We start from the raw sequence: 19418 nt of genomic DNA on the forward strand, positions 1-19418 counted from the left end.
AGGTGCATTTAATGACCACAGAAATAAAGAAAACATACCGCCATTTTACAGATGAAGAAATCCAACGTGCTAACAGTGTTGATTTAATTGACCTAGCACGACAATATGGTTTTCAACTTGAAAAAGGCGGGCGTAAAGCAATGCATGCTAAACAATCAGGAGGACTATATATATTCAAAGATAGCAATCGTTTTTATCATTGGACTGCCGACGAAAAAGGTGGTCCAATTGATTTTGTGATGAAATATGGGAACGCATCTTATCAGGAGGCAGTAGCAATGCTGCTAGGAGAACGTTATGAGAGCTATATTCGTGAGAGTGTAACTTATGTTAAAGAAGAGAAAGGGGAGGTAATTCTTCCGGATAAAGCAGAAAACTTCAAAAGGGTTTATTGGTATTTGATTTCTATAAGGGGTATTGATTCTCAAATTGTATCAGTATTAATGAATGAGAAGAAAATTTATCAGGAAGGAAAGTATGGAAACTGTGTTTTTGTTGGATATGATGAGACCGGTACTGCAAAATACTGTTCTATGCGAGGTACATATGGGAGCAAACCATTTAAAATGGATGCAGTTAATTCTGATAAAAGCTATCCTTTTGTTATAGAAGGAAAAGGGAATCATCTGTTTGTATGTGAAAGCCCTATTGATGCTATGAGCCATGCTACACTTGCAGGTATGTTTAAAAAAGATTGGAAGGATGACCATAGGATTTCTCTTGGATGTGTTTGGGATGGAGCTCTTGAAAGGTATTTAAGCTGGCACCCTGAAATTAATAAAATTGTATTTGCACTGGATAATGATTATCTTGCAAGGGATAAAGACGACAATTATAGAAATTGGGGCCAGTTAGCAGCGAGGAAATGGTGTGATAAATATAATGAAATGGGCTATGATGTTGCAATTCATAAACCACATCTCAAGGATTTTAATCAGGATTTACTTGGAATAAGAGGAGGTAAAACACCAGCAGATTTGGATACTATTAGAGAAAATGAACTAAGATTAGCATTTGAAAAAGATGCTGTTGATGAAAATTCACTGGAGGAATTTGAACTATGAACTTTTTTCTCATTAGTAGAAAACCTTCCTTAAAGAAGACCCGACCAGAAGATAGAGGTCATGTGGACCTCTATCTTTTAAGGTAAGGCAGGAATAGTGGGGTTCTCACCCCACAGAGATACAGCTTGCCGACAGTGTCGGCAACGGGTTATTCAATAATTCTATATCACCTACAGGGGTGATGCTATGAGTCAATACCTAGAAGATTTATATAATGGATGGGAAATTATAGCCAAATATGATAAAATAACAAAAGAAAATAATCAATATTGTACTGAAACTAGTGTCAAAATGCGAAGTTCATTTAAATATAAGTGAGGATTAAATAAAATGTTAAAAACAGAATTAATTTGTGCAATACGAGATAATGTTAAGGTAGGTATGGTCTTTGACAATCCAGGCAGAGGGTCATCCGAAATAGTTTCAGTTTCAAATGAAAGAATTGTTTATAAACGGGGTAATTCAAAACTATATCTTAAGATACAGGATTTTATTGACGTATATGAGAAGTTTGCAGGTAAGAGATGTACTACAAATGACATAAAAGCATTCAATCCTAGGGTTTTTTGTTCTAGGGATAATGGTCATGGATGTCATTGTACATTTATTTTTACCATATTAGATTATCTTAAATTATTAAAGAATGGGATATGTGGGAGTGGCAAGGTTGGGGATTCTTTTTATATTGAAATCTTACCTTGATAATATTTTAGTTTATTACTTGATAGGTAGAGTCAGAACTTTATATAAGGCACTATTTAAAGGGAGGCCTATAATAAATTATAGGAGAACAAATATGCAAAACAGATATGTTGCTGATGTTGGAGATTACGGAAAATATGCCCTGCTAAGAAATATCTCAAAAACAGGTATGTTATTGGGAGTGAATTGGTATTTAACACCTGATGAAAAGCATAACTCAGACGGTAAGCACACGTCTTATCTATATAAGGATGTTTATAAAGACTATGATAACGAACTTTATTGCATGCTAAAAGATATCCTTGATAACAATAAAAGAGATGTAAATAGTGTGCAGAATGCCAAGATTTTACCGAGTAATACTGTTTTTTATGATAGAGTGCTAGATTTATCCAAAGAACCAGACTTTATGAAACGTCGTATGCTTAGACAGTCTTGGCATAACGAAGCATTAAGACTACTGAAAGATTGTAATATTGTCTTTCTTGATCCAGATAACGGTTTACAAGTTGGAAGTGTATCGCTAACTGGTAATAAGGGTAACAAGTATATTGGTATGAATGAGCTGAAAGATTATTACAAGCTTGGTAAAAGTATTGTTTTTTATAACCATAGAGAACGTAAGCAAGAGAAAGAATATTTAAATAAATTTAGAAAGCTACATGACGATTTTATGGGTTGTAAGTGGTTGGGACTAAAATTCATTCGGGGAACAATTAGAGATTACATTTTTATCCTTCAGCCCAATCATTTTTATGAAGTAAAGAAACAATGTGAAATACTGCTTAACTCAGCTTGGAAGGAGAATTTTTCAATGCTCGATTTATGAGTGATTTTACTTTTAATTAGCCATATAGTATGAAATAATGATTATTGGTGTTTATACCCTTAATCGAAGGAATTAAAAGTATGACCAAAGGTCAATTTAAAGAAGCTTTCAGGCGAGGACTAGGAAGTACGTTTTTAGGACTGAAAAATAGCAATTACCTTGAAGAAGATAAAGACATTGTTACTTCTAATTGTAACAAACAATCAGTAATTTCGTTAATCGGGTAATGAGAGCATCTGTACTCTGTACTGAAATGTGAATGTAAAACAATGTTATTTATTAAACCTTTTTACTAGATATCACACTTATATGTTTATATGGGCACTGTCTTTCAGGTTAATATTAATTGTATATCGGCTCAACCAATATGTGTAAGATTTCGCAATTATTCCTTATGCTAAACTACTTATATACCCAAAATATTGCCTTATTACCACTGGTTTTAGTCAAAACCCAAATTGCATCATAATTAGTGTCATCATTCTTTTTTGCCTTCGGATTGTTTCCCTAACTTTTCACAGGTGCCTCTTAGATACTACCACATTGAAGGATTTTAAGGTTGACGTAGGAACCATGCAATATGGATTTGAAATAGGTGCGATTGTTGGCATGGATATCCTTGAAAAAGCCAAAGCTATAGTAAATTTCTATTAAATGACATTAACTCCTACGATACAGGCTTAGAGTAATAAATATAGGGGTATCATTGCCAAATAATGTCTTAGCGTAGGATTTTGTTAATGTTGGTGATACCCCTTTAATATCATATCTTATAAAATTTAACTGTTTGCTTAAACTAAAACCTATAGAGAATAAATGTTATGAAATATAAGCCTCGAAAAGACATGTATAATAAACTATGAAGATCTAAGATTCTTTTAACAATGAGATGAATACCTACAGTCATTAAGTGAAAGGTATATTAAGTATAGTTCTTGTGTAAATTATTAAATAATTTTCATAATATTGGACTGGTTTATATGGTAGTATAATTTTTGTATTTAGCACTACATTAATTATTTATATAAAAACTATGAAGATCTAAGAATTTTTTAACAATGAGATGAATACCTACAGTGTTTAGGTAAAAGGTATATTAAGTATAATTCTTATGTAATTTTACATAATTTTCATGGTCTTGGACTGATTTATATGATAGTATAATTTTTGTATTTTTAGCACCACATTAATTACTTATCATAATAATTGGGGGAATTACTATGGAAAAAAGAAAATCAGTAATAAAGGGAGAGCGGATTGAAAAATTACCTTATGACAACTTGGTAGAACTATTCTTAGAACTGACAAAAGTTAATAGTGAAAAAGGTATAGTTTTTGTGAATTTAGATCTTACAGAACGTTTTGTCAGTTATGACGAGTTAAGAGAACTAGTATTGCAATATGTAGGGGGACTGAAGGATAAAGGAATAAAGGCTGGAGATAAATTAATAATTCAATTTGAAGATGATATGAAGTTTACAATTGCTTTATGGGCATGTATTTTGGGAGGAATAGTTCCAGTCCCGTTGCCATTAGGTATTAACGGATCACTTGATGATCTGGAAAAATTAAAAAATGTAAAGGAACTTCTTAACAATTGTAAATTGCTGATAGAAGAAAAAAATTATAAATACTATTGTAAAAAAATAAACATTGAAGATTTGATAATATTCGAGGAAGTCTCTGCCAGGAAAGTATCTGCTGATGAATGTTACCGTCCGGATAAAGATGAAATAGCTATTTTACAATTTTCTTCAGGAACAACAGGAACACCAAAAGGTGTTGCAATGACCCATTACAACCTTGTTGGTAACGTTATTCAAACAAGCAGAGGGTTAAAATTAGGAAAAAATGATACAACTTTAAGTTGGATGCCATATACTCATGATTTTCAATTAGTAGGTTTTCATCTCACATCAATATTTGTAGGTATGACTCAAGTAAAAATTCCGCCAATGCTATTTATAAAGAAACCTGATATTTGGTTTGAAAAAATAAGCAGGCATAAAGCCACCATAACCGGCACACCAAATTTTGGAATAAAGTTAATGCTGGGAACTGTGCAAAATCATAAATATGAAGGAATTGATTTATCTTCTTTGAGGGCTATTATAAATGCAGGAGAACCAATATCAGTAGAAATATCAGAGGCTTTCCTTAAGACCTTTAGCAGATTGGGATTAAAAGAGAGTGTAATGCTGCCATGTTATGGTTTGGCAGAAGCAACTTTAGTTGTGAGTCTTTCTCCAATAGATGAGAAATGTTTATTCCACATGTTGGATAGAAAGGTATTCTCGGAATTAAACAAAGCTGAAAAGGCTAAGGATGATAAGTACATATCATTTGTGGATGAAGGTTATCCGGCAATGGAAGTAGAAATAAAAATAGTTAACGATTTAGCTGAAATTGTGGATGAAGGTGAAATTGGAAATATATTAATAAAGGGACCTAATGTAATAAAAGGTTATTATAATATGCCGGAGCTAAATAAAGAGGTTTTCAAAGACGGCTGGTTTAACACTGGAGATTTAGGGTTTATTTTAAATGGTAGATTGATAGTAACAGGAAGAAAAAAAGATGTAATATTTGTTAATGGCAAAAACATGTATTCTTTCGATATAGAGACCTTGATATATAAAAATAAATTAATCGAAAATGATATTAGAATTGCCGTATGTCAAATACCGGATGATATTAATGATACAAATAGAATAGCACTTTTTATTTGTAAGCCACAAAATAATAGACTTATTGATATAGGAGAGTTGAAAAGAAAAATAGCAGAAGTTGTAGGCATGCACGTGGATGATGTGATAATAATAGATGATATGCCTTTAACTGCAAGCGGTAAGGTACAGCACTTTAAATTAGTTAAAATGTATAAAAACAAAGAAGTAAACCTGCTTAATGAAAATAGGAACCACTTAGTTAAAGCTGGAAATGCAGAGGATATTGAAGATCTAGGAAAGATTGAAAAAATAGTTAGAATGTTATGGTCTAAAGTTTTAAGTATTGATATTGATGACATTAAAAATAATGACACTTTTGTATATCTTGGCGGTAACTCTATAAAAGCAATGCAATTACTAAATGGACTTGAAAGTGAATTTAAGACAGAGTTCGGTCAGGATATACTTATTGAATGCAAGACAATAAAAGAGATGGTTATATATATTGAACGAAAATTATCGGGTAAAGATGACATTAAAGCAGCAGTAAACGTTAAAATGGATAAAGAGTCGACAAAAGAAGATATGGCTGTCATAGGAATTGCGGGAAAATTCCCTGAATCGGATAATATAGATGAATTGTGGACAAACCTTTTAAATGGTGTCGAATTTATTAATAATGATAATTCCGGAAGATGGTCAATAGAAGGACTAGATGTCCGAGGTGGATTTTTAAAGAATGTAGATAAATTTGATGCCAAGTTCTTTGGGATTTCTCAAAATGAAGCTATGCATATGGATCCCCAGCAGAGAATGCTTCTAGAGGTTGTATATCAGCTCTTTGAAGATGCAGGAGCATTTGAGCATATTAAAAATGATAATAGAGTGGGTGTTTATATAGGATGCAGCAATAACAGTTACGGAGAACTTGTAAATTTACATATTGCTAATAATGGACTACAGGCGGCTAATCAAACGACATTAGTTGGAAATATGTTAAATATGATTTCAGCCAGATTATCGCAGTATTTTAATTTAAGAGGGCCTGCTATAACTTTGGATACGGCCTGTTCATCTTCGCTTATTGCATTAAATCTGGCAATCAATGCAGTCCGAAACGGTGAATGCTCTATGGCTGTAGTGGGAGGAGTCAATCTAATGAATACTCCAAGCATGCAGATATTATTCAGTAAAACAGGTGCATTATCTAATGAGGGAAGATGTAAGGTCTTTGATGAAAGTGCAGATGGATTTGTACCTTGTGAAAGTATTTCAACCATACTCATTAAACCACTTAGTAAGGCAATTGAAGATAATGACAGAATTTATGGGGTTATTAAGGGGGTTGCGGTTAATAACGACGGCCATTCATTAGGGTTAATGGCACCTAACCCAAAGGGGCAAATTGGGGTATTACAATCAGCATATGAAGATGCTGGTGTTGAACCTAAGAAAGTTAGTTATATTGAAGCACATGGAACAGGAACAATTATTGGTGATCCGATTGAAGTACGGGCATTAAATCAATTCTTTAGGGATTATAAAGAAAAGCAAACTATAGCAATAGGATCTGTAAAAAGTGATATGGGACATGCCATGGCTGCCGCCGGTGTAGTAGGCTTAATTAAGGTGTTATTGTGCATTAAGAATGAAAAGTTGTTACCTATAAAAACACTAAATAATGAAAATAAGCAAATTAATTTTGAAAATACATCTTTATATCCTGTAAGGGAATTATCGGAATGGGAAGCCTCAAGACCATTAACGGCTGGAATAAGTTCATTTGGATTTGGTGGAACTAATGCACATGCAGTTATTGAGGAAGCACCAAAAAAAGAATCCCTTGAAAACAGCAGTAAGGGACAATGTCATATTATTACATTGTCTGCAAAATCAAAAAAATCTTTATCAGCCCAAACTGATGAACTGTACGAATATTTACTTAAGAATAAAGAACTAAAAATGGAAGATATTGCATTTACACGAAACACTTGCAGAGAAGAATTAAGCTTTAGAAGAGCTATTGTTACTAACAGTACTGCAGAACTGATTGATATTCTAAAGGATGTAAATAAAAATACAAGGTCTAAGAACACATATGAAGGTGAAAGTCTTAGAGAGCTTAATGAAAAAATCGTATTTGCATTTGGCGGTCAGGGATTACAGTATTTGGGAATGGGAAAAGAATTATATGATTCGAATCCTGTTTTCAAGGAAAATGTAGATAAATGTGCACATTTGTTAATCAAGTACATGCCGCAAAATATAGATATAAGGGAAATAATGTTTGCAGATAAAGACAATGAAGAGTATGGTAGCTTGCTTCAGCAGACTATATACTGTCAACCTGCTATTTTTACATTGGAATATGCATTGGCTAAAGTATGGATTAGTTATGGAATAAAACCATCAGCAGTAATAGGACACAGCATTGGAGAATATCCTGCAGCTTGTATTGCAGATGTAATTTCATTAGAAGACGGAATACGATTAGTTGTTGGAAGAGCTACGTTGATGCAAAGTCTTGCAAGCAATGGAACTATGCTCCTGGTTCTTTCGGAAAAAGAAAAGATTGAAGGAATTGTTGGAAAATTTGGTTTGGAGTTTGGTGTTATAAATACCAAAGACAATATAGTTATTTCGGGCTTAAAGGAGAATATTAGTAGATTTAAGGATGAGCTTGAAAAAGAAAAGATCGCCTATAGAGAATTGTCTGTTTCAAATGCGTTCCATTCTAAACTTATGGAGCCGATTTTAGATGAATTTTCAAAGACTCTTGCTACCATAAAGTTCAATAAACCAAGTATTCCATTTGTTTCAAATTTAACAGGAAAAATAGAAACGGATATAATGTGTAGTCCGGATTATTGGGTAAAACAGCTAAGAAATACTGTATTATTTATGGATGGCATAGAAAGCTTAATAAGAAACAAGTACTATACTTATATTGAGATAGGGCCTTCAAAGAACTTAACAAGCTATATAAGAGGTATTGGAGAAGGTAATTCAAAATTAGTTATCGTTAGTTCATTAAACAAATACTGCAATAGTGAAATTGAAGCTTTAATGGGAGCTGTATCATCCTTATGGGTAAATGGACTTAAAATTCAATGGAAGCTATTCTATAAAGAATGTTCTGCAAATAAAATCTATTTGCCGCTTTATCCATTTGAGAAAACAAGATATTGGATTAGTGAATCAAAATTAACTTATAATAACTCGGCAATTGAGGCTGAGGAAAAGTTTGATGAGGAATTCGAGAATGAAGATAAAATTGAGGAAGAGGTAATTGGTCTTGAGATTTCATCGGATAATACTGATTTGGAGGATACTGTAACTAAAGTTGTTGCTAACTTGTTAGGCAAGGATGCTGATGAAATAAATAAGGAAGAAAATCTTCTGGATTTAGGTATAGACTCATTAGCTGCATTAAGGTTAGTAAAAAAGGTAAGTAGTATTCTAAATATAGAGTTATATCCAACGATAATATTCGAATATCAAACTATTAAAGCTTTATGTGATTACTTAAAAGATGAGATAGGCAACAGAGAGGCTTGCTCTGATAAGATAGTAATTAACAAATTAGAAAAGCAGGAGTTATATTCTTTGTCCAGTGCACAGAAAAGATTGTGGGTATTGTATAAAACTGAACCCGATAATCCTAACTACAATGTACCTGCTAGTGCCACATTTGAGGGAGAGCTGGATATCGAGAAATTACGTGACGCTGTTAATTACATAGTTAATAGACATGGGGCTTTAAGAACTGTATTTGTTGAGGTAGAGGGTATTCCAAAACAAAAGATAATGGAGGAATTTAAAATTGAAATTCCATTAGTAACAGTTCCGGGAGATAATTCAGAAAGTTATATAAAGGCTTGTATGGAGGAGGATATAAGGAAGCCGTTTGTCTTAGAAAAAGGCCCGCTTATTAGATGTATTATATTTAAGATTGACGATAATCTACATAGGGTTTATGTTAATATGCATCATATTATTACAGATAGCTGGAGTATGGGGATATTTATACAGGAGCTTTCTCATGTTTACGATTGCCTTATAAATAATAAAGATGTTATGTTACAAGATTTGGATATTGATTATGTCGATTATGCTTATTGGTATAACCAAGAAATTGACAATGATAAATATTTGAAAAAGCAAGAGGAATATTGGTTAAAGGAAATGGAAGGAAATATCCCGATTGTTCAATTGCCATCCGATGTAACCGGAGTTGGAGATAATGTATTGAATGGTGCAATAAGAAGCTGCTTTATAGAAACAGACAAAATACTGCAAATTCAAGAAGTAGCAAAAAAATACAACTGTAGCATTTATTCGGTATTACTGGGATGCTATTTTGAACTATTGCACGCTCTAACTGGTGAAAAAGATATTGTAGTTGGTATTCCATCAGCAAATAGAACAGTAGAAATGCTTGAGAGTGTAATGGGTTTCTTTGTTAATACTTTGTGCATAAGACAAAATGTTGACTCAAATAGCACTCATATAGAGTTAATAAATAAAGTAATGAATAGAGTTTCGGGTGCAGTTGCAAACCAGGATTATCCATATGAGAAGCTGGTTAATAGGATAGATGTTAAGAGAGGAATCCAGCTATTCTCAACCATGTTTGTAATGCAAAACGTTCCTATCAACTATAAATTTAAAAATATGAATGTCAAGCTAGATAATCTAGTATCGGTAACCAGTAAATATGACTTGTTAGTTAATATACTGGAAAATAAAAACGGTTTAGCTGTTAACTTTGAATATAATACAGATAAATTCAGCCCAAATATGATTGAAAAATTTATGGATAAATATAAGCTAATTTTAGCACAGATGTTGGAAGATGAGCATCAACTAATTAGTGAAACGGAAGTAATTACTGAAAATGAACTAAAGCTTATTAAGGAGTTTAATGATACAGATACTGATTACAGCATTGATAAACCGATTCATGAGATGTTTACTGAACAAGCTACTAAAACTCCGCAGGAAATTGCCCTTGTTTATAAAAATCAAAAAGTTAATTACAGGGAGTTGGATGTCATATCCAATAAAGTTGCTCAGCTTTTACGCAATTTAGGAAGTAAGCAGGATTCGTTGGTAGGAATAATGGTAAGTAAAAGCATTGAAATGATTAGCGGTACGATTGGTATATTAAAGTCAGGTGCTGCTTATGTTCCTGTAGATCCTGGCTATCCGGAAGATAGAATATTGTATATGCTGGAAAACTCAGGGATTGAAATTATTATTACACAAAAAAGATATTTTGATATTATAAATAAGATATGTCAAAAGACTGAGAAAATTATGACCATTGTATTAATTGACGAAGATGCAGGAACACAGGCTTGGCAGCAAATTGGAAGGATTTATACCAAAAAAGATATTAATGAAATGTCGGGTAATGATTTAGAACTTATAACTTCGGTTTCAGATTTGGTATATGTATTATATACTTCAGGATCTACTGGTAAACCAAAGGGTGTTATGATGCATCATAAAGCGGTTGCTAATCTGATGGAATGGGAAATTAGGAGATACGGAATCGGCAAAGGTGACAAACAGATTCAATTTGCATCATTAAGTTTTGATGTCTCCTTCCAAGAAATTTTCTCATCATTGTTAAGTGGTGCAACATTATATTTAATAGATGATGAGGATAAGATTCCGGAAACAATTGCTAATATGGCTGAAAAAGAGGAGATTACTATATTATCTTTCCCAACAAGCTTTTTCAATCAAATGGCAATCTATTTATCGGAAAATGCTCAAAAGTTCACATTTAATCATTTGAAATATATATTTGTTGCAGGAGAAGCCATGAGCGGCAGATCTGTTAAGGATTGGCAAAGTGCTTTTGGAACAAAGCACACTATTGTAAATGCATATGGACCAACAGAAGCTCATGTTGTTACTTATCATGATATTGACTACAAAATAAGTAATGATGTTAATGTTGTAACCATAGGAAAACCTATTTCCAACGTTCAAATTTATATTTTGGATGAAAATAATAAGTTGTTAGGCAATGGAGCTATTGGTGAACTATGTATTGGGGGATATAATGTTGCCAGGGGATATTTAAATAATAGTGAAAAAACAAACGAAGTATTTATACCTGATTTTATAGGTAATAAAGGCGGAAAAATTTATAAAACAGGAGATCTGTCTAGGATAGGCTCTGATGGAAATATAGAATTCCTTGGAAGAAAGGATCACCAGGTAAAGATTAGAGGGTTCAGAGTAGAATTAGGTGAGTTGGAAAACGTTATTTCTGAATATGAAAAAGTGGATGAGGTAGCCGTTGTAATTAGAGAAGATTCAAATGGAACAAAGAGGTTGGTGGCATTTATAACATCTAAAGAAGAAGTTAATATTAAGGAGTTAAAGGAATTTGTCTCCAGTAAAGTTCCAAGCTATATGCTCCCATCTGTGTTTATGCAGTTGGATGAAATGCCATTAACACCAAATAGAAAAATAGATAGATTACATCTGCCAAGCGTGAAATTTGCAGATTTAATTGATAACAGCACGATAATTAAACCTCAAACAGAAATGGAAATTAAGGTGGCTAATATCTGGTGCGAAGTTCTTAAATTAGATAGTGTTGGTGTTAACCAGGATTTCTTTGATATTGGAGGAGATTCGCTTCTTATTATGCAAGTTATGGCAAAATTGAAAGCACAGTATAATAAGTTGGATGTTAAGGAACTGTTTAATAACACTACAATACAAGAAATCTGCAAGGTATTGGAAAAACATGAAAAAGGAGCAGAACTTCAGCAGAAAGCAGCTACATTATCAAAAGATAACCCTGTTGCATTGGAAAATTATACAGAGGAAATAGTACACAAAGACTATTCAAATCAAGAAATAAACACAGCTTTTGTTACCGGTGCTACAGGATTTTTAGGCGGATATATTACTTGGCAGCTATTAAATAATACTGATTTTAAAATTTATTGTTTGGCAAGAGGAAACGATAAGGAAAATGCAAAAGAAAGGGTTTGTAAAAATCTAGAATATTTATTTGAAGAAAAATGGACAAATTCCAACTATGGAAAAAGGATAACTGTAGTAAACGGGAATTTGGGAGAAAACTGCTTCGGAATGGGTGCAGAAGAATATAAAAAATTAGCGTCGGAAGTTGATGCAGTTTATCATGCAGCAGCTAATGTAAAACATTATGCAGAAGATGAAGCGGAATTTATAAAATCCAATATTACTGCTACAAATAATGTTATAGCTTTTTGTAATGAGTATAAGGTTAAAGCCTTGAATTATATTTCAACTGTTGGAGTAAGCGGATTAATGAACGATAGGAAAGATAAGACCTTCAGAGAAACTGACTTTTTTGAGGATGCTATTTTACCTAATATATATGAAAAAACAAAATATAAAGCTGAAAAAATAGTTCGTGAATATATGTTTAGAGGATATCCGGTCAGAATATTCAGGACAGGATTTATAATGGGAGATTCTACAAATGGAAAGTTCAAAAAGGATATCCATGCAGATGCTATGTACCGTTTCATAAAAGCTGCGATTCAAATGGGGGTTGTTCCTGATTCTCAAAATGATTTAGTAGAATTTTCTCCGGTGGATTTTGCAAGCAATGCAATTGTTATGCTATCGTTAAATACAAAATCTATGGGAAAAACGCTTCACATTTGTAATCCCAATCCTGTTAGCAGAAATCAACTATGGGGTTATATAAAAGATGCAGGATATGACATTAATATAATGGATTCAGGATGGTATAAAGAAAATGTTTATAGCTTTAGAAATGATGAAGAGTATATGAAAGGGTTACAGAATATTATTGTATACTTGGACGACTTTTATAGCACAGAGATCAGATATGACTCCAGTATAGCCCAAAAATATCTGAATGAAGCAGAGTTGAATTGCCCGCGAATAGATAAGAATATTATCAAGACATATGTTAATTACTGTATTAAAGTAGGATATTTACAAAAACCATCAGCTATAGATTACAGCATACTGACAGAAAAACTAGGACAGTTAAAAAAATAAACTTGCAATAATGCAGGAATAGATATACGGTAGTATTATACTACCGTATATCATAAAAATAAAAACATTAAAAAATTGGGGGTTGGTAATATGAGAATAGAAGAAGTAATGAATAACAATTCCGTGAATTTGCCTAATTATGAGGAGATTTTAATTCCATCCAGCGGAACTCAAATTGCATTATCAATTTGGAAAAGTGATTCTAAAAGCAATCCTAATATTGTCTTTATAGCAGGGACAATGACACATCCTTTATTTTATAGCCCATTTCTAAATGAGATTTGTAAAAAAGGTTATAATGTTATAGGCGTTCACCATTTATCCCACGGGAAAAGCCCTAGAGAGATAAAAGCTTTTACAATAGATCATATGATTGCAAACGTAAAGGATACTATTACATATGTTATTAAAAATTTTAATGATAATGTCGGGCTTATGGGGTCAAGCCAAGGAGGAGTTCTCTCAATTTCTCTTGCAGGTTTGGATAATAGGATAAAAGCAGTTTTTCCTCACAATATTCTATTAACTTCCTTAAAAGAATCTATTAAAGTAACAAGGTTCCCAAATTGGCTGACACCTTTATATAACCCTATTATTGGTGTAATGAAATTAGGTGCTAAGATTATGCCTAAAAAACAATTGGCTATGGATTTCTACCTTGATGCTGATAAAGTATTCTCTACAAAAGAATGGAAGGACTACTTTTATACTGATCCGATAGGAATGACTAAATATCCTATTTCATTTTTGGCGAGCCTTTTTGCTTGTGACATGACACATATTACAGATGGGAGTATAAAATGCCCAGTTGTAGTTTTGGTATCAAAAGGTGATCCGTTATTTGTAAAAGAATATAGTGACTTGGTATATGAAAAAATTAAATGTAAGACAAAAGAAAAGGTTGAATTTGATATAGATAGTCATCTTATTTTTAATGAATGTTTAGATAGTGTTATTGATAGGGTAGTAGAAAAGTTAGATAAATACATGAAATGATAGGGGGACTTTTAATGGCTAAAAAAGGTGATATTATCGAAAATCCAGTTACAGGGGAAAAAATTATTTTTTTAGAAACATCAAAAGATACTGGTGGAAAATATGTAAGATATGAGTATTATGCTAAACCTAATTCCCCTATTACGCCGGAACACTTGCATCCAAATGCAGAGGAAAGGTTTGAAGTTGCAAAGGGAACTGTTACATTTAAAATTAATGGAGAGGATAGAGTTTTTAAACCTGGTGATTCTGCAGTATTACCCGGAGGAGTTCCTCACACTGCATGGAATAGTGGAACCGAAGAAATAATGATTAAGTCCGAAATACGTCCTGCTTTGAATTATGAAGATTATTATGAAACTTGCTTTTATTTGGCAAGAAACGGAAAAACAAACAAAAAGGGAATGCCAAATTTTTTACAGCTGGCGGTTAATGGATATGAAATGAAAGATCAGACCTTCTTGCCGGGAGCAATATGGGTGCAAAAGCTATTTTTTAATATAGTAGGACCTATTGCCAAGATTTTTGGTTATCGATCGGTTTATAAATAAAAACTGCAGACAATATACATCTTCCTTTATCTTACGATCTTTTAGTATGACGATTTTAATACAGAAATAACAGTTTCAATGATTTCCACAGATGCCCCATTGTATATGCTCCACCGAGATAGAAGGAAGATGTATACTTACTGCAGACTGTTTACTGCAACAGGCACTATCTGCTGGCTATTTTGTGTTGGCAGTAAAGTATTGGTTTCAAAGGCTATTGTATGCATTCTTCTTATCCAGTAGTAATAGATTTGGGGTTCTAGCCACAACCCCTCCAAATTGTTGATAATTACTATCCTATCATATATTATACGTTAAAAATTAAGCTAGGTTGCAGGAGATTTAAGGTAATTTGGTAATTATCTATTGTAACGGACGTTACATTATTGTATAATTGTAACAGATGTTACAATGGAGGTTGGAAAATGGAAAAAAGAAAATGGATCGTCATAAATTACAATTTGCCTTCTGAACCCTCAAGGTTGAGGGTTGCAGCGTGGAGAAACCTGAAAAAGCTAGGTGCCGTCAATATACAACAATCCATGTGGGTTTTACCCCATAGTGATGGAAATTACTCTGCATTACAAGCTATTTCTCAAGAGATGGAATCTAATTTCGGAGAAGTACTTCTGATGCAGTGTGAGTTTCTTGAGCCAAGGTATGAACAAAAGGTCATTTCCTATTTCAATAATGCACGGGATGAAGAATACAATGAATTTATCGAAAAATGTGGGGATTATTTTAAGGAACTTGAGAAAGAGATTGCTATAGAGAAATTCACCTTTGCTGAGATTGAAGAAGAGGAAGAAGAGCTTAATAAACTCTTGTCATGGTTTTCAAAACTTGAATCAAGAGATGTATTTAATGCACCCAAAAGCAGTTATGCAAAAGAAAAGCTGGATCAAGTCCAAAAAGCCTTTGATGAATACAGTGATATGGTTTATAAGCATAATAACAAATAAGCATACGGAGGAGGCATTGATATGGTGAATACCGATCAAAATAAGCAGAAAAAGGTTTTAGGACTTGAATGGAATATATTTTTTGCAGGAATAACCAGCTTTTTGACTGATACAACCACAAAGATGGTTTATGCCATAATGCCACTTTTTCTACTCTCTATAGGAGCGTCAAAAACAGAATTGTCCCTTATTGAAGGAATCGCAGAAAGCACTGCATCAGTTCTTAAGGCTTTGTCCGGCTGGTGGAGTGATAAAATAGGCAAAAACAAACCTTTTATGGTTGTAGGCTATGCTTTTACCGCTATTTTATGTCCGCTGTTTTCAATAGTAACTTCACCTCTTCAAGTTTTAATAATCAGATTTGCCGAAAGGGTCGGAAAAGGAATAAGAACCGCACCAAGAGACAGTCTTATTGCCGGATCGTCAAGTGATAGTAAAAAAGGAAGAAGTTTCGGATTTCATAAAGCAATGGATAATAGCGGCGCAATAGTTGGACCACTGTTGGCTTTTGCAATCTTATCAGTGTTTCCGGGCGACTACAGAAAGGTATTATTGCTATCGGCAATACCTGGTATACTTGGGGTACTGTCTATCATTTTATTTGTAAAGGAGGCTAAAAGGAACAAATCTGACCTCCCCGGAAAGATTTCATTTAAAGACTTTCCAGGAAGATTTTATATGTTCCTTGCAATTGCTTTTGTTTTTACACTTGGTAATTCTACCGACGCCCTTCTGTTGGTAAAAGCTAACGATATCGGAATACAGGCTGTTTTTATTCCCCTTGTATATCTGATTTTCAATTCAGTCTCAGTTATCTTTGCCGTTCCCGCCGGCATAATCTCGGATAAATTCGGACGGGAAAGATTAATCGTTTTTGGATATCTGCTTTATTCCATTATTTACTTCGGTTTTGGAAAAACCAATGATAAAATGGCAGTAATTTTGCTTTTTGCATTATATGGACTTTATAGTGCGGCAACTGACGGCGTGCAGAAAGCACTTGTTTCTGATCTTATAGATAAAAACAAGAGGGGTACCGGATTGGGAATTTATAATTCCCTTATAGGCATTACCTTATTTCCTGCAAGTTTTATTGCTGGCATACTATACGATAAAATCGATAACAGAGCCCCATTTTACTTTGGTTCAGCGATGGCATTTATAGCTTCCATCCTTATGCTGGGGTTCTATTTGAAAAGACGAAGAAATCAGTTAAAATGAGGTGATTTATTTCTACTATTAAGTACTTTTTTTACAAAACAATTCCCTAAATCGCTTTACCGCATATTTGCCGATATCTCCCAGCCACCTGCCGAAAGTATCAAGTGGCTGTTTTCTTCGTATATATACCTTGACGACAAGCAAAAGGATGAGTAATATAAATGCTGCAATAATAAATACGACTGCAACCGGATTTTCTTCATACATTGCTTTGGCAAAAAGCTTTACAGTTGCGGAGTATCTCGCAATATAGTTATTTGCCGGAGAGGGCAGTTGAACCCTGGTGATTCTGTCAGCATAATCAGTTCTTGCAATAAGATAGTGGTAATAACTGTTTTTAGTTAACAGCTCTGCTCCCGCACCGCCTGAAATCAGATAGCGTACACCATCTTTAGTATATTCATAATAACTATGAATGTAGGACAGGTACACAGTATCTAAATTATATTGTACTTGAACCTTAAGATACAATCTAATCACTGAGTGAAAAAATAATTTATATCAGAAAGCCACAGTATAAACCAGATAGAAAAACAAGCAATATAAAAGTATTGTACTATACATATAGCAAGAAGCCGCAAATTGGCTTCTTTTGTTTTGTCCAAAAAGAGTATGATGTTATATATTGAAAGGAGGAATTTTGTGAAAGAGAAAGTCAAAAATAACTCAAGGACTCAAAAAAGGTCAGTAGTATTTCCAACTGAAACTTTGGAACAGATTGAGAAACTGGCAACAAAAAAGAATGTTTATGCTTCTGAAATAATCAGAGAATTTGTCGAAAAAGGTTTAGCAGTAAACGGATATGAAGAAAATATAGATATGATAACTGACATTATTCATCAAGAAATTGAAGCTTCGATAAAATCATTAGCAAACCGGTTAGCAGGTATGATTAACAGACTTACAATCATCTCGGCAGCAGCCTATTATGCCAATATCACCATCATCTCGGATTTAATTGATAAGGACAGGTATTCATCATTTGAGAAAATAGAAAAGGCCGCAAGAAAGAGGGCATTATCCTATGCAAATATGAAAAGCGGAGATGCTATTGCGAAATTTATGGATGATGAAGAAGTTAAAAAAGCTGTTTCGGAAATAAAAGGGGGAGATACTTCTTATGTCGATTTTGATGTATAAGCAGAGGTTCAAGCCTCCTAATTTCAATAAAACTCCAAAATGTAATTATGCTCATATAAGATATATCGCAACCAGACCCGGTGCATCAAAAAATGAAGGAATGAGCCATGGACTATTTGGTAAACTTCAACCGGGGAATTTAACTGAATTTAAAACCTGGCAGGAGGTTGCAAAAGAAATACGGGAACTGTCTTATAAGAAAGTAAACATTTTTAGAAGTGTTATCTCATTTTCTCCTGAAACTGCCGCAGAACTTGGACTAAAAGATCATAATGCATGGAAAAATTACATGGAAAAACATATTCACATTTTAGCAAGTAAGAATGGAATAAGCCGGAGAAATCTTTCTTGGGTATGTGCTCATCATAATGAACCCAGCCACCCTCATATTCATATTGTATTCTGGGATAAAAATCAAAAGACAATGAAAAATTATGTTAGTCCCAAAGTAGCTGACAGTATAAGGATTCAATTGATAAAAGAGACCTTTGCTGAAAAAATAGCCGATTATTGCAGGACTAAGGAAAAACATAAATCTGAGCTAAAGGAAGTTACGGATGATTTGGTAAAAGATTTTGATGATTATATGAAGACTATTTATCCAAAACAATATAAAAAATTAAAGGAAGCGGCTGGAAAGATTGATGATGAAGAGTTAAAAGATATTCCAATTGACAGTATTCTGAAAGGGGTTGATTTATCACCAATATCAATTCGGCTATTTCAATTAAAAGATATATTGCCGAAAAAGGGGAGGCTTTATTATCAACTACTGCCCGAAGAGGTAAAAGAACAAGTGGATAGGCTTGTGGAAGATTTAAAGCAAGGAAGTCCATATATTAAACAGCTGATTGATGAGTATGCAGATACAAAGTCAAAAATGGCTATGCTCTACGATACAGACCCAGTGAGTGTGGAAAGGCATAGAGATAAAGCAATAAAAGAGATGGACAAGCTGATTGCAAACCGTTTAATTGCCGTAATTAAAACGCTGGCAAATAAGGAATTCGAACTTTCAAAACTGGAATATTCCAAGGAGTATAAATCGTATAAGACACAGCAAATGATTTGTGAGATTTTAATGATGATAGAGCAGAATGTTGATGATTTAAACATGGATTATATTGATACACAAAAAGCTGAAAGTACAGAGCTATCAAAAAGAGCAAAGAAAGAATTATATTTAAGAAACAGAGACAAAGGTATGGGAAAATAATTTGCCATACTTTTTATAT

General features: G+C 33.4%; 13 protein-coding genes. 12 read left to right on the forward strand and 1 reads right to left on the reverse strand.

Annotated features, from left to right (window positions below; all coding sequences use genetic code 11):
* Window positions 1-11 precede the first annotated feature (11 nt).
* The 10 genes from ACECE_RS0217085 to ACECE_RS0217135 all read left to right on the forward strand — a co-directional run bounded on the left by ACECE_RS0217085 (window position 12) and on the right by ACECE_RS0217135 (window position 17043).
* Window positions 12-1064: a DUF3991 domain-containing protein gene (locus ACECE_RS0217085; protein ID WP_010249443.1), complete on the forward strand. Its 1053-nt coding sequence runs from the start codon at window positions 12-14 to the stop codon at window positions 1062-1064.
* Between the two features lie 186 nt (window positions 1065-1250).
* Window positions 1251-1382, forward strand: a complete 132-nt coding sequence (locus ACECE_RS32110; protein ID WP_268871023.1) for a hypothetical protein — start codon at window positions 1251-1253, stop codon at window positions 1380-1382.
* Window positions 1383-1394: 12 nt separating this feature from the next.
* Window positions 1395-1766 carry a hypothetical protein gene (locus tag ACECE_RS0217095; RefSeq protein ID WP_010249444.1) on the forward strand — a complete coding sequence of 124 codons (372 nt, stop codon included), beginning with the start codon at window positions 1395-1397 and terminating at the stop codon, window positions 1764-1766.
* A gap of 94 nt (window positions 1767-1860) precedes the next feature.
* A complete protein-coding gene (locus ACECE_RS0217100) occupies window positions 1861-2595 on the forward strand; it encodes a hypothetical protein (protein ID WP_010249445.1) in 735 nt (244 codons plus the stop codon).
* Window positions 2596-2675: 80 nt separating this feature from the next.
* Window positions 2676-2822 (forward strand): hypothetical protein, encoded by a 147-nt coding sequence (locus ACECE_RS31220; RefSeq protein WP_162862571.1) that lies wholly within the window; start codon window positions 2676-2678, stop codon window positions 2820-2822.
* 993 nt (window positions 2823-3815) lie between these two features.
* Complete coding sequence (locus ACECE_RS0217115) at window positions 3816-13313, forward strand: hybrid non-ribosomal peptide synthetase/type I polyketide synthase (protein ID WP_010249446.1); 9498 nt, start codon at window positions 3816-3818, stop codon at window positions 13311-13313.
* 90 nt (window positions 13314-13403) lie between these two features.
* Complete coding sequence (locus ACECE_RS0217120) at window positions 13404-14309, forward strand: alpha/beta hydrolase (RefSeq protein ID WP_010249447.1); 906 nt, start codon at window positions 13404-13406, stop codon at window positions 14307-14309.
* Window positions 14310-14323: 14 nt separating this feature from the next.
* Window positions 14324-14860 carry a cupin domain-containing protein gene (locus ACECE_RS27915; RefSeq protein WP_010249449.1) on the forward strand — a complete coding sequence of 179 codons (537 nt, stop codon included), beginning with the start codon at window positions 14324-14326 and terminating at the stop codon, window positions 14858-14860.
* A 425-nt stretch (window positions 14861-15285) separates the two neighbouring features.
* Window positions 15286-15822: a Chromate resistance protein ChrB gene (locus ACECE_RS0217130; protein ID WP_010249451.1), complete on the forward strand. Its 537-nt coding sequence runs from the start codon at window positions 15286-15288 to the stop codon at window positions 15820-15822.
* A 21-nt stretch (window positions 15823-15843) separates the two neighbouring features.
* Complete coding sequence (locus tag ACECE_RS0217135; protein WP_010249453.1) at window positions 15844-17043, forward strand: MFS transporter; 1200 nt, start codon at window positions 15844-15846, stop codon at window positions 17041-17043.
* Window positions 17044-17061: 18 nt separating this feature from the next.
* Here ACECE_RS0217135 and ACECE_RS0217140 read toward each other — a convergent pair whose 3' ends face one another.
* Window positions 17062-17523: a hypothetical protein gene (locus ACECE_RS0217140; RefSeq protein ID WP_456049028.1), complete on the reverse strand. Its 462-nt coding sequence runs from the start codon at window positions 17521-17523 to the stop codon at window positions 17062-17064.
* A gap of 162 nt (window positions 17524-17685) precedes the next feature.
* Between ACECE_RS0217140 and ACECE_RS0217145 the strand changes: the two genes are divergently transcribed.
* On the forward strand, window positions 17686-18183 hold the full coding sequence (locus ACECE_RS0217145; protein ID WP_010249460.1) for a hypothetical protein: 498 nt from the start codon (window positions 17686-17688) through the stop codon (window positions 18181-18183).
* On the forward strand, window positions 18164-19399 hold the full coding sequence (mobP3, locus tag ACECE_RS0217150) for a MobP3 family relaxase (RefSeq protein ID WP_010249462.1): 1236 nt from the start codon (window positions 18164-18166) through the stop codon (window positions 19397-19399). The genes ACECE_RS0217145 and mobP3 overlap by 20 nt, the downstream gene beginning before the upstream one ends.
* Window positions 19400-19418 lie beyond the last annotated feature (19 nt).

It is taken from the genome of Acetivibrio cellulolyticus CD2 (assembly GCF_000179595.2).
Classification (GTDB): Bacteria; Bacillota; Clostridia; order Acetivibrionales; family Acetivibrionaceae; genus Acetivibrio; species Acetivibrio cellulolyticus.

What these genes read in the sequence shown, in the direction of transcription:
- ACECE_RS0217085 (WP_010249443.1), top strand. Translation starts at nt 12, where the DNA reads ATGACCACAGAAATAAAGAAAACATACCGCCATTTTACAGATGAAGAA.
- ACECE_RS32110 (WP_268871023.1), top strand. Translation starts at nt 1,251, where the DNA reads ATGAGTCAATACCTAGAAGATTTATATAATGGATGGGAAATTATAGCC.
- ACECE_RS0217095 (WP_010249444.1), top strand. Translation starts at nt 1,395, where the DNA reads ATGTTAAAAACAGAATTAATTTGTGCAATACGAGATAATGTTAAGGTA.
- ACECE_RS0217100 (WP_010249445.1), top strand. Translation starts at nt 1,861, where the DNA reads ATGCAAAACAGATATGTTGCTGATGTTGGAGATTACGGAAAATATGCC.
- ACECE_RS31220 (WP_162862571.1), top strand. Translation starts at nt 2,676, where the DNA reads ATGACCAAAGGTCAATTTAAAGAAGCTTTCAGGCGAGGACTAGGAAGT.
- ACECE_RS0217115 (WP_010249446.1), top strand. Translation starts at nt 3,816, where the DNA reads ATGGAAAAAAGAAAATCAGTAATAAAGGGAGAGCGGATTGAAAAATTA.
- ACECE_RS0217120 (WP_010249447.1), top strand. Translation starts at nt 13,404, where the DNA reads ATGAGAATAGAAGAAGTAATGAATAACAATTCCGTGAATTTGCCTAAT.
- ACECE_RS27915 (WP_010249449.1), top strand. Translation starts at nt 14,324, where the DNA reads ATGGCTAAAAAAGGTGATATTATCGAAAATCCAGTTACAGGGGAAAAA.
- ACECE_RS0217130 (WP_010249451.1), top strand. Translation starts at nt 15,286, where the DNA reads ATGGAAAAAAGAAAATGGATCGTCATAAATTACAATTTGCCTTCTGAA.
- ACECE_RS0217135 (WP_010249453.1), top strand. Translation starts at nt 15,844, where the DNA reads ATGGTGAATACCGATCAAAATAAGCAGAAAAAGGTTTTAGGACTTGAA.
- mobP3 (WP_010249462.1), top strand. Translation starts at nt 18,164, where the DNA reads ATGTCGATTTTGATGTATAAGCAGAGGTTCAAGCCTCCTAATTTCAAT.